We start from the raw sequence: 11,777 nt of genomic DNA, 5'->3' as shown, positions 1-11,777 counted from the left end.
AATAGTTCCGCCCAGCAGTGTAGCGCCGACCGCACCTCCGAGAATCGTGGCACTGACGGTACCGCCAAGAATGGTGGTGCTAATAGTTCCTGCTGTAATTGTGGCTCCCAGTACGGATCCAACAGTAGTCAAGGTCCCCGCAGTGATGGTAGCCCCGAGCACGCTGGTAATAGTGCCGTTAAGCAGATTGTCGATAGTCCCACCAACTAGCGTGGAACTGACTGTACCTCCGAGGAGCGTTGCGCTTACGGTCCCGCCGAGAATGGTGGCGCTAATAGCTCCTGCTGTAATAGTCGCACCCAAAACAAAACCGACGGTAGTCAAGGTGCCTGCAGTGATAGTGGCTCCGAGCACACTAGTAATGGTGCCGTTGAGCAGATTGTCGATAGTCCCGCCAAGCAAGGTAGCGCCGACGGTCCCTCCTAAGATTGTCGCGCTGACGGTACCGCCCACAATTGTTGCACTAAGTGTTCCTGCAGTGATAGTGGCTCCAAGCACAGATCCAACTACCGTCAGTGTCCCGCCGGTAATGGTGACAGAAGGCACAACCGCAGTAAGGGTGCCTAAAATCGCATTAAGCGTACCCCCAGTGATAGTTGTTCCAAGCACAGAACCAACGGTGGTCAAAGTCCCTGCAGTGATGGTAGCGCCGAGCACACTGGTGATGGTACCGTTGAGCAGATTATCGATAGTTCCGCCCAGCATCGTGGCACCGACGGTACCGCCGAGAATAGTAGTACTGACCGTCCCACCTGTGACAGTTGCGCCAAGAACAGACTCCACTACCGAAATCGTTCCGCCCGATATCGTAACGGAAGGTACGACGGCTGTAATTGTCCCGGTAATGGCACTAATGGTACCACCGGTAATGGTTGCTCCAAGTATGGATTCAACAGCAGTCAATGTTCCCGCCGTAATCGTCGCGCCAAGAACGTTGGTAAGGGTGCCATCCAGCAGGTTTGTCAGCGTCCCGCCCAGCATCGTGGCACCGACTGTTCCCCCCAGAATTGTTGCACTTACAGTCCCCGCTGTTATCGTCGTCCCAAGCACAGACTCGACGGTGGTTAATGTTCCTGCGGTAACCGTGGCACCCAGTACCGATTCAATGGTCGTTAGGGTTCCGCCGGTTACTGTCGTAGACGGCACGACCGCAGTTATTGTGCCGGTAATGGCATTAATCGTTCCCGCCACGATCGTTGCTGCTGTGACGTGTTGAATGACGTCGAGCGTTCCGCCAATAGGAATGTTGAGAATTGACCCGCCGGAGTCGGTTTTTATGGGGCGAGCGGTTCCTGTCGCATCCTGTCCGAAGATCAAAATTCGCAAATCGTTGGGGTTGAGGTTAAACACATTAAAGTTTGGCACTGCTTATCACCCTTAGCCCGCAATATTCTTTCAAAAAATAATTTGGATAACTGCCTTAGAGCACCGCTTTTCCGAAATGAATACAAATATTGTATGCCGAAACAAATCGAAAAAGTGCTTTTCCACTGGAAATACGGAATATTCGGTTACCAAGGAAGGGAAGAGGCCGATGAGACAGAAGCGAATCCATTCGCCCAAACTTGCAGTAAAGCGAATCAAAAAGCGATCCGTATCCGATAAAGCGGTCCGTATCATAAAGGAACCAATTTCCCAGCCAGAACAACCGCCTTTATTTAATCAGGGCGAGTTCGAGGAGCTTTTTGAAGTGCTCGATCGTGAAGAATCCTGCGTTGCCTTCGAAAATAGCAAACTTGACTTGGTCATAACGGATTCCGTTGTCCGCTCTCCCTTTTTCGATACATCCATCTTTGTGACGTACTCGTTCATCGTCGTGAACCAGAGCGAGACCACTCTGAACCTTGTAATAGAAGAAAGTCCGGACCGGGTGCATACGTTCGAAGATTTCACTCAAACCATCAAACCTTTCGAAACTCAAATTATCGTTCCTAAACGATTTGCAAAGTATACGAGGCTTGCTTTTGTCAATCCATCACCTAATGTTAAGGCACATGTCAGACTGTTTTTTCAAGCCCAAACCTACCGGTGTACCAATCCAAGCGAATAAGGGAAGCCCCCTTGAAAGAGCCTGTTTAAGGTTCTGTTTAAGGGGGCCCAAACATAAATAATGATTGATCGAGATTACGTGCTTTCCAGCGGTAAAAAGGCGGTGAAGAATGAAAGGGACATATGTGGGAAAAAATCGGATGCTGGTCTTTCCGGTGTGGGGAGGGCTCCTTTACTCCTTTGCCGACGATGTGAGCTTGACTCCGCAGCTTGTAGGCAGCGGGGTGTTCGACGTTGCTTTAACCAACTACATACTTCTGAATGTGAAACCGGGTCACAAGGTGATCGATGTTGGGGCGAATATCGGTTATTTTACCGTTCTGATGGGGCTGCTCGTCGGCGAGCAGGGGAAGGTTCTGGCTTATGAAGCAGGCAGGAAAAACTATGGACTGCTGCGGGACAATGTCGCGATGAATATGTTATTTGCCAAGAAGCGGGTAACGGCGCTCCAAAAGGCTATCTCCGATACACCTAGCTCCAAGACGTTTTATTACAGCGAGCTGTATACGGGTTCAAGCTCCTTGGTGAAACCCGGCGAACAATATTTTGATTACTTTGCCAATGATGTCATGCAGGAAGAAGAGGTCGTGACGGAGAAGCTGGATGCGAACGAGGGGAATTTCGATTATATCGATTTTATTAAAATGGACATTGAAGGAGGGGAGTATCACGCCTTTCTTGGGATGGAGGCGCTGCTGGAACGGCAAGCTGTCGGCAAAGTGGCTTTCGAACTGAACCCGCTAATGCTGAGCGGGCATTGGGACGAATTTCACCGCTTGCTCGGGACGTATCGCGAGCGCTTCGCAGCCCGGTTCTATAAAATCACCAACGAAGGCTTGACTGTAGAGGCCAGCCTCGCCGAGCTTTTCGCCCATGGGGAAACGGAAACTGTCCTTATGTCCGTAGCACGTCAGGAGTAAGGCTTGGAAAGGGGAGGGCGGCGAGCGGGAAACCATGCTCGCAGCCGCCGAATCGGCTCAATCCGAACGATCGGGGGAGCTTACACTGCGCTCCATCAGCTGCTTCAGCTTCGATTCCGTTGAGGAATCGGGTGCAGGAGTATATATGCTGCACCGCAGGTCGGAGCTCCCTTGTACCTGCAGCGAGGTAAGGTGAAACAGCATCTTGCCCGCTTTGGCATGCCTGAATTCGATTAACACCTCCGGGGCCGAGCTGACCTCGCTTTGCTCCCACAGCCGGTCAAAATCCGGGTGAACCTCTTTCATCTCCGCAAGAAAACGCCCGTACCATTCGTCCTCAACGTATTGCCCGTAATACGCCCGGAAAATAGCGAGAAAACCGCGGACAAAATGCTCCCAGTTGACAGCGAGACGTTGGAATTCTTTTTGTGTAAAAAGCAGCCGGATCATATTCCGCTGTTCAACAGGAATATGTTGGAAGTCGAGGAACACGTGCGAAGCTGCTTCGTTCCAGCCGACAATATGGCAGCGGCGGTCGGAGATAATGGTCGGACAAAAGCGCAGTTCCTGCAAAATTCGTCTCAACGAAGGGCTGATCTCGGGCAGATCTTCTATCAGCGTATGGGCGCCCGCCCCGGTTTCCAGCGCAAGCGAAAACAAATATTTCCGCTCGTCCACCGTTAATTGCAGGGCGGTGGCGACGCAGTCCAGGACCGATTTGGATACTTTAATATCCCGTCCTTGCTCCAGCCATGTGTACCACGTAGGGCTGACCCCGGCAAGTTGGGCGACTTCCTCACGTCTCAAACCCGGGGTACGTCTGCGAGTTCCGACCGGAAGACCGACCGTTTGCGGGAGCAGTTTGGCCCGCTGTGCCTTTAAAAAAGCCGATAACGCCTGAAGCCTCGTTTGATGATTCATCTCGATTCCGCCTTTTGGTTTCGTTAACATAGTAGTTATTATACTATAATAAACTGCAACTTGTAATAGGATGACACCTGTGACAACATAGGACTTAACCGATGAACGAAAGGAAGGAACTACGATGGAACGAGTCGTGTTAACGGGGATGGGTGTTATTTCGCCGCTTGGGAATGAAGTGGAAACCTTTTGGGATCGTTTGTGCCGGGGGGAATCGGGGATAAGCCGGATCGATACGTTCGACACGTCCCGCTTTAAAACGAAAATTGCGGGGAGTGTCCGGGAATTTGATGCGGAAGCTCGGTTTGGCCGCAAAGAAGCGCGGCGGATGGATCGGTTTTGTCAGTTTGCTTTGGCTGCTGCGGATCAGGCGTTGGAGGATTCAGGTTTATCGCTTGGCGAAATCGATCGGGAAAGGCTGGGCGTATATGTAGGCTCCGGCATCGGAGGTATTCAAACGTTGCTCGAACAGGACGCTATTCTTCGTGATCGGGGACCGGAACGGGTCAGTCCGACGCTAGTACCGATGATGATATCGAATATGGCTGCAGCGATGATCAGTATAAAATTCGGAGCTTTGGGCCCAACCCTGTCTCCGGTAACGGCATGCTCTATAGGAAATACGGCCATCGGCGAAGCATTCCGGCTCATTCGGGCGGGCGGCGCGGACGCGATCATTGCCGGTGGTGCGGAAGCCGCCGTGACGGAAATATCGCTTGCCAGCTTCGGCAACGCTACCGCTTTGTCCGGCCGAAACGACGAGCCTGCCAGAGCAAGCCGTCCGTTCGATGCGGGTCGGGACGGGTTCGTCATGGCCGAGGGTGCAGGCATTGTGGTGCTGGAATCGCTCTCCCATGCACAGCGTCGGAACGCTCGAATCTACGCTGAGGTGATCGGTTACGGAGCCAGCTCCGATGCCTATCACATCGTCGCCACCCACCCGGAGGGGATCGGGGCTTACCAGGCCATGAGATCGGCGCTTCGCGAAGCGGCTGTGAACCCCGAGGAAGTGGATGTTATCAGCGCGCACGCGACAAGTACGGAACTGGGGGACAAGTCCGAAACGATGGCGATCAAGAAGCTGTTCGGCGAACATGCCTACCGGATTCCGGTGACCGCCAACAAGTCCATGATCGGTCACATGTTCGGAGCAGCCGGCGGGGTAGAAGCCATTGCTCTGGCCAAGAGCCTGGAGCTAGGAATCATTCCTCCGACGATTAATCTGGAGCAGCCGGACCCGGATTGCGATTTGGACTATGTACCGGATGAAGCGCGTCAAGCCAAACTGAAGATCGGCATATCGAACTCCTTCGGGTTCGGCGGGCACAATGCGGTCATCGTGTTAAAGGCCTTTGCGGAGTAACTTAGTACAAGCATAATAAGTTGTAAAAATCACCAACATAAAGGTCCGTTGCGGAACGAAGGGACAACCCCGGAGACCGCGCGGACTTTTGTATTTTAATCTTTGTTTAGGAAGCTTCCGTAATTTTCTGATTTCTAAGCTTGGCTTTAATCATTTTGATTCGCTGCTGGGCGTAAAACTCGCATGCCGCTTCATTCAGGCTGCTGAGAGGAACTTGTAGCTCGGTATGGTTATCGATAATGATCATCGATCCGTTTTCGAAAAATTTAAAAGTAAGATCGGCCCAGAACGGTTCGGACGCGTCCAAAATTTTTTCGATCTGCTGCTCGCTCAACTGCTCTCCATTTTCGGCAATGACATTTTTGTAATAGTCCCGTTCGATAAATCTAACATTCGTCACCATCGTATCTACACTCCTCTCAGGAAATAGGAACATGCGTTCTTGAAATTTATTATACCAAACATTTGTTCGTAGTCAATACAATTTACAGAAAATTCTCTTAAGTTAATAGAATTGTCTCTTGATCCCGTATCTCCGACATGACGCACAGCTTGTTCGGATTGACGAAACCAAAACCGGATGATAGTTTAGAAAAAGAGTATGGCAGAATGTGGGGAGGATTATCGATGACAGAAATCCGTTTGGAAGTCGGCTACGACGAATACGAAGAGGGAACGCGCATGGAGCAGTTGATCGAGCAGTTGGCTGCGAAACCTGAGAGCCTGGAGGTCGTAGAGCTGACGATCGGCTCGTGGGGACAGGCCTATGAAGATGGTCCCGATACATTCATGGATACATTGATCGGGCATAAGGACGCTTTCCCGGCATTGCGCAAGCTGTTTATCGGTGACATGGATTCGGAGGAATGCGAAATATCGTGGATCACGCAGACGAATCTGACTCCGCTGCTAGAGGCGTTTCCGCAGCTTACCTCGTTCTGTATTCAAGGTAGCACCGGCTTGTCCTTAAAGCCGTTGAAGCACGAACGGTTGGAAGAGTTGGTAATTATCTGTGGCGGCCTGAGCAAGGAAGTGCTCGCCGATATTCGCGACGCCGAGCTGCCGGAGCTGAGAAAGCTGGAGCTTTATCTCGGTGTAGATAATTACGGTTTTGACGGCGGTCTGGAGGATGTTAAACCGCTCATGGAACCGGGACGCTTTCCCAAATTGACTTATCTCGGTCTGAAAGATAGCGAGATTCAAGACGAAATCGCGATTGAGATTGCGAATTCGCCGATCCTCGATCAATTGCATACGCTCGATTTATCGCAGGGAACCCTTAGCGACAAAGGAGCCGAAGCGCTGCTGGCGAGCGAACGTGTCCGGAAGCTTTCGTTCCTCGATCTGAACTATCACTATATGTCGGACGAGATGGTAAAACGCTGGCAAACGTCGGGCATGTCCGTCGATGTCAGCGACCAGCAGCAGAGCGACGATGAAGACGACTGGCGTTACCCGGCGGTCACGGAGTAAATGGCCCGTCCGCTGATTGTTGTTGGGAATCCAGGCAACCGGAGAACGACGATGCTGCAGGAAGCACGCCGGAGGCTCGGGATGCCCCCGGCGACGATCGTGTCGTATCTCGATCTGCTGCAGGGACGCGTTCGGTGGCGGGAAATCACGGGCGGCGAGCCTGTCCTAGTACGGCTGGACTCGCCCGGGGAGCATTTCCCGGTGGAGCGCGAGCTGATCGCGCTCGGTGCGGCCGACGGCGGGCAAGCGGACGAGTTGTTCCCGTTGCCGGAGTTTCTCCCAATGCCGGTCATCTCGGCGCAAGCAGCCCGGAATCTGCCCGAACAACCGGGACGCATCTACTATCCATCGCAATGGTTCCGCGGCTTTTGCCGGATGCTGTCCAGGCTTCGTGCCGACTTGGCCGAAACGGCGCCGGAAGCGCGCTGGACGAACGATCCGCGGGAAATCGCGGTCATGTTCGACAAGCGCCGCTGCCATAGGCTGCTCAGCTCCCAAGGCGTACGGGTTCCCCCGGCTCCGGGGGAGGCTGGTTCTATCCGGGGCTACGAGCAGCTCCGCGAAGCGATGGAGCGGACCGGCATGCGGCGCGTATTCGTCAAGCTGGCGTTCGGCTCCTCGGCCTCCGGGGTGCTGGCTTACCAGATTAACCCGTCTACCGGTGCGGAACTGGCCGACACGACGATCGGCTTCGAGCGCCATGGGTACGAGCGGGTATACTACAATTCGCGCCGTATTCGCAGATACCGGGAGCGCCAGATCATCCGCGAAATCATCAATTGGCTGGGCGCTCAAGGCATGCACGTCGAGCAGTGGGTGCAGAAAGCATCGCACGACGGCCGGGCATTCGATGTCCGCCAACTCGTCGTCGGCGGCGAAGCGTGTCACCGGATTGCCCGGCTCAGCCGCACGCCGATCACGAACCTGCACCTGCGCAACGAGCGGGTCGGGCTGGAGGAGCTCGGGCTGTCCGCGGCCACCGTTCAGGCGGTAGCAGAGGCCGGGAAGCAGGTTGCTTCGCTGTTCCCGCGTTCCGCTGTGGCAGGGATCGACGTGCTTCTCGCCAAAGGCGCCTTGCGTCCTTATATCGTCGATATCAATCCGTTCGGCGATCTGCTGCTGAACGTTCGTTACGAAGGCATGGATACCTACGAATGGCAAATGACCCGCATGTTAAAGGATGAATGAAGTATGACCATCAATATGAACGACATTGTCGGCACCCACGACATTTTGTTTGTGACGCTTGACACGCTGCGCTACGACGTGGCGAAGCTGGAGGAAGAGAACTGCCCCAATCTGTGCGGCACGGGCGGCTGGGAAAAGCGTCATACGCCGGGCAGCTTTACGTATGCCGCGCACCACGCATTTTTCGGCGGTTTTTTGCCGACGCCCGCCAATACGGACAAAGCTAGCCATGTCCGGCTGTTTCACTCGAAAAATACGGGACTGCCGACCAATCCGAACACGTGGTTGTTCGATACGCCCGACATCGTCTCCGGCCTTGCCGGGGAAGGATACCGCACGATCTGCATCGGCGGCGTCATTTTTTTTACAAAAAAAGTGCCGCTGGCGAAAGTGCTTCCGTCGTATTTTCAGGAGAGCTACTGGCGTCAGACGTTCGGCGTAACGAATCCGCGCTCTACCGAGCATCAGGTGAACCATGCGCTGAAGCTGATCGGCTCGGCAGACCCGGGCCAACGTTTGTTTCTCTTCATGAACGTGAGTGCCATCCACGGTCCGAACCATTATTTCGTGCCGGGAGCAAAACGCGATTCCGTTGATACCCAACGGGCAGCGCTGCGCTATGTGGACGGACAGCTCGGAAGGCTGTTCGAAGCGATGCGCGCGCGAGGCAAGACGTTCTGCATCGTCTGCTCCGACCATGGGACCGCTTACGGCGAAGACGGGTATCACGGGCACCGATTAGCGCACGAGGTTGTATGGAACGTGCCGTACCGGGAATTTATTCTATAGACATAACAGTTACCAAAAGGAGGGACATCAAGTGGAATTCCGGGAATCAGAAGACGTCCGGCGTTGGTCGGAGCAAATCGCCGCATCGCCATACCGGTCTTACTTGTACTCCTATCCGCATAAAACGGCCTATCGCGAACTGAATCCGCCGCTGCCGCTGCAAGAGCTGTGGAAGCGGGAGAGTGGGGAGTCGTTCTTTTTATATATGCACATTCCGTTCTGCGCGGCCCGGTGCGGGTTCTGCAATCTGTTTACGCTGCCCGACCGGAGCGCCGACGCGCACGAGCAGTATGTCGCTGCATTGGAGCGTCAGGCGAGGCAGTGGGCACCTATGGTGGCCCATCGACCGTTCTCTCGCTTTGCGATCGGCGGCGGGACGCCGACGCTGCTGAACGAGCGGCTTCTCGAACGTTTGTTCGATATCGCGGAGCAGGTGATGGGGCTCGATCCCGACCGTGCCTCGATCTCCGTCGAGACGTCCCCGGATACCGTGACCGATGCGCGAATGAAGCTGCTGAATGAGCGGAAGGTCGACCGGGTGAGCATGGGCATTCAAAGCTTCATCGAAGCCGAAGCCGCTGCGATTTACCGCCCGCAAAAGCCGGGTGAAGTGATGCGCGCGCTGGAAGTGCTGAAACGGCACGACTTTGCCGTGCTCAATCTCGATTTGATTTACGGGTTGCCCGGCCAGACGGTGGAGACGTGGCTGTATTCGCTGGATCGGGCGCTGGAATACGATCCGGAGGAAGTTTTCATTTACCCGCTATATACGCGCGAGAACACGATCTTGAAGCCGGAGGAACTGCGCCGCAGAGGACAGGATCATCGGATAGATATGTACCGAGCCGCTTACGAGCGTTTGAAGGAGAGGGGCTACGAGGCGTTCTCGATGCGTCGTTTCGCCAAGCCGGACGCGAAGTCCGGGAAGAACCTGCTGCCTTACGGCTGTCAGGAGGAAGGGATGGTTGGTCTCGGCTGCGGCGCGCGTTCGTACACGAGAGAGGTGCATTATGCCTCCCGCTACGGCGTAAGCTACAAGGCGACTCAAAGCATTATCGCTGACTACGTCTCCGCGTCAAGCTACGATACGGCCGATTATGGTTTCGTCTTGAACCTAGCCGAGCAGCAACGCCGATTCGTCATCAAGTCGCTGCTCCACCGCGAAGGGCTGGAGCCGAGCGCTTATGAAGCGAGATTCGGCAGCGATCCGTTTGACGATAGTCCCGAACTGAAGCGGCTGCTGGCTGCCGGTTTTGCCGTCCTGGAGGACGGTACGATGCGCCTGACGGACGAAGGCATGGCCTATTCCGATGCGATCGGCGACTGGCTGATCTCGCCGGAGGTCAGGGAGCGGATGGAGGAATACGTATGTGTGTAAGCACGACGTTGTATTACCGCGGCGCGTTATCCTCCTGCAACTACGATTGTCCGTATTGCCCGTTCAGCAAAACGACGGACAGCCGCGAGACGCTGGCAAAGGACAAGGCGCAGCTGGAGCGGTTTGTGGCATGGGTTCGGGAGCAGGGGGCGGACGGCTGGCGTCTGTCCCTCTTCTTCAATCCGTACGGCGAGGCGCTCGTCCACCGGTGGTACCGCGAGGCGTTAACGGAGCTGTCTCATCTGGAGCACGTCGACAAAGTAGCGATCCAGACGAACTTGTCCGTCAAGCTGGATTGGACGAATGCGCTGAACAAGGAAAAGGCGGCGTTCTGGGTCACATACCATCCCGGTCAAACGAGCGAAGCGTCGTTTCTGGCCCAGTGCGCGCAGCTTTTCGACAAAGGGATTTCCTTCAGCGTCGGCTCCGTCGGGATCAAAAGCTATCTTGAGCCGATCCGTTCGCTGCGCCGTGCATTGCCTCGAGAGGTTTATTTGTGGGTGAACGCGTACAAAGACCAGCCGGCGTACTATTCGCCCAAAGAGATAGCGGCCTTTCGCGAAATCGACCCTTATTTCGAGTGGAACACGCGGGATTATGACAGTATGGGGAAGCCCTGCGCAACGGGAAGCCGCGTGTTTTTCGTTACGGGCTCGGGGCTGGTCAAGCGCTGCTATAAGGATCGTGGAGTGATCGGGCATTTGTACCGCGACGGCTTGAAACGGTTGTCCGCGGAGAGACCGTGCCGGATGAAAACGTGCGGCTGTTACATCGGCTACGTGCATATGCCGGAGTTGTCGATGGAGTCGATTTATGGAAAAGGTATATTGGAACGGGTTCCCAGTGTGGATGCGCGATATGCCGGGAAGGAGGGGTCGCCATGCGGCCTTTGAACGATAGGGAAGGCGCTGTCCTCTGGTTTACCGGTCTGTCCGGCTCGGGGAAGACGACGACGGCGCGGGAGGCGGCATCCGTTCTGCGCGAACAGGGACGACGGGTCGAATGGCTGGACGGAGACGAGCTGCGCAAGACGCTATCAAGCGATCTGGGCTTCACCCCCGCCGACCGGCTTGAGCATATCCGCCGGATTGTCGAGCTTGCGAAAACGCACGCCGATAGCGGCGCAATCGTGCTCGTGTCGGCCATCACGCCGTACCGCAGCATGAGAGCGTACGCGAGGTCGGTGCTGCCGCGGTATATGGAAATTTATGTTGAGTGCCCGCTAGAGGTATGCGAGCGGCGGGACGTCAAAGGGTTGTATGCCAAGGCGCGGCTCGGGCTTATTCCGAATTTTACCGGATTATCCGACGTCTACGAACCACCGGAGCATGCGGAGCTTACGATTCATACGGATGAGCATTCCCTGACGCATAACGTGGAGAAAATTATGCTGGCGCTGCACGCGTTGGACGGTCATTGATTTTTCTCATAAATGCGGATCGGTCTGCGGATTTCCGCATAGTTTTCATCGATATCCCGTTTGAGCGATTCCAGAAGATGCAGGGCTTCTTTTTGCTGCTGCTCGTCAGCAATGGATCGGAGGAGCGTCTGAAGACGGTCCAATCTCGTTTTCGTTACGAATCTCATGGTATGTCCTCGCGTTCTGCCTCAAGCCGTTGTTTTCTAAAATCATTCGTAGACGTTCTCCGCTTTCAGGCCAGGCCGGCCGGGCAACGCGGCGCTCAGCCGAATTGAG

General features: G+C 54.9%; 13 protein-coding genes. 9 read left to right on the top strand and 4 right to left on the bottom strand.

What is annotated here, in order from left to right; translation table 11 throughout:
- Positions 1-1,365 (bottom strand): beta strand repeat-containing protein (locus QMG93_RS23170; protein ID WP_281940704.1); only part of this gene is annotated, 1,365 nt, incomplete at its 3' end.
- Positions 1,366-1,534: 169 nt separating this feature from the next.
- Here QMG93_RS23170 and QMG93_RS23165 point away from each other — a divergent pair.
- Both QMG93_RS23165 and QMG93_RS23160 read left to right on the top strand, forming a co-directional pair.
- Positions 1,535-2,050 (top strand): DUF6385 domain-containing protein, encoded by a 516-nt coding sequence (locus tag QMG93_RS23165; RefSeq protein ID WP_281940702.1) that lies wholly within the window; start codon positions 1,535-1,537, stop codon positions 2,048-2,050.
- Positions 2,051-2,159: 109 nt separating this feature from the next.
- Entirely contained in the window at positions 2,160-2,969 is an 810-nt protein-coding gene (locus QMG93_RS23160; protein ID WP_281940700.1) for an FkbM family methyltransferase, read from the top strand.
- 57 nt (positions 2,970-3,026) lie between these two features.
- Here the strand turns inward: QMG93_RS23160 and QMG93_RS23155 are convergent, their stop codons facing one another.
- The gene (locus QMG93_RS23155) at positions 3,027-3,890 is read right to left on the bottom strand and encodes a helix-turn-helix transcriptional regulator (RefSeq protein ID WP_281940698.1); all 864 of its coding nucleotides are present in this window, start codon (positions 3,888-3,890) and stop codon (positions 3,027-3,029) included.
- A gap of 124 nt (positions 3,891-4,014) precedes the next feature.
- On the opposite strand from QMG93_RS23155, the gene fabF reads away from it, so the two are divergent.
- The gene (gene fabF, locus QMG93_RS23150; protein ID WP_281940696.1) at positions 4,015-5,253 is read left to right on the top strand and encodes a beta-ketoacyl-ACP synthase II; all 1,239 of its coding nucleotides are present in this window, start codon (positions 4,015-4,017) and stop codon (positions 5,251-5,253) included.
- A gap of 106 nt (positions 5,254-5,359) precedes the next feature.
- Here fabF and QMG93_RS23145 read toward each other — a convergent pair whose 3' ends face one another.
- The gene (locus QMG93_RS23145; protein WP_063188316.1) at positions 5,360-5,656 is read right to left on the bottom strand and encodes a hypothetical protein; all 297 of its coding nucleotides are present in this window, start codon (positions 5,654-5,656) and stop codon (positions 5,360-5,362) included.
- A gap of 224 nt (positions 5,657-5,880) precedes the next feature.
- On the opposite strand from QMG93_RS23145, the gene QMG93_RS23140 reads away from it, so the two are divergent.
- The 6 genes from QMG93_RS23140 to cysC are packed head-to-tail and all read left to right on the top strand — an operon-like array spanning position 5,881 to position 11,501.
- A complete protein-coding gene (locus QMG93_RS23140) occupies positions 5,881-6,726 on the top strand; it encodes an STM4015 family protein (protein ID WP_281940693.1) in 846 nt (281 codons plus the stop codon).
- Positions 6,727-7,914 (top strand): STM4014 family protein, encoded by a 1,188-nt coding sequence (locus QMG93_RS23135; protein ID WP_281940691.1) that lies wholly within the window; start codon positions 6,727-6,729, stop codon positions 7,912-7,914.
- Between the two features lie 3 nt (positions 7,915-7,917).
- Positions 7,918-8,703: an STM4013/SEN3800 family hydrolase gene (locus QMG93_RS23130; protein WP_281940688.1), complete on the top strand. Its 786-nt coding sequence runs from the start codon at positions 7,918-7,920 to the stop codon at positions 8,701-8,703.
- Positions 8,704-8,734: 31 nt separating this feature from the next.
- A complete protein-coding gene (locus tag QMG93_RS23125) occupies positions 8,735-10,081 on the top strand; it encodes an STM4012 family radical SAM protein (protein ID WP_281940686.1) in 1,347 nt (448 codons plus the stop codon).
- Entirely contained in the window at positions 10,072-10,974 is a 903-nt protein-coding gene (locus QMG93_RS23120) for an STM4011 family radical SAM protein (RefSeq protein WP_281940684.1), read from the top strand. Before QMG93_RS23125 ends, QMG93_RS23120 begins: the two co-directional genes overlap by 10 nt.
- The gene (gene cysC / locus QMG93_RS23115; RefSeq protein ID WP_281940682.1) at positions 10,962-11,501 is read left to right on the top strand and encodes an adenylyl-sulfate kinase; all 540 of its coding nucleotides are present in this window, start codon (positions 10,962-10,964) and stop codon (positions 11,499-11,501) included. The genes QMG93_RS23120 and cysC overlap by 13 nt, the downstream gene beginning before the upstream one ends.
- Here cysC and QMG93_RS23110 read toward each other — a convergent pair.
- The gene (locus QMG93_RS23110) at positions 11,495-11,668 is read right to left on the bottom strand and encodes a hypothetical protein (RefSeq protein WP_179223947.1); all 174 of its coding nucleotides are present in this window, start codon (positions 11,666-11,668) and stop codon (positions 11,495-11,497) included. The two genes, cysC and QMG93_RS23110, sit on opposite strands and share 7 nt — an antisense overlap.
- Between the last annotated feature and the right edge of the window lie 109 nt (positions 11,669-11,777).

The organism is Paenibacillus tyrphae, assembly GCF_027925525.1.
In the GTDB taxonomy this organism is placed as follows: Bacteria; Bacillota; Bacilli; order Paenibacillales; family NBRC-103111; genus Paenibacillus_G; species Paenibacillus_G tyrfis_B.
Note: the sequence above shows the minus strand (reverse complement) of the source record. Positions and strands in the feature narration are given on the sequence as shown.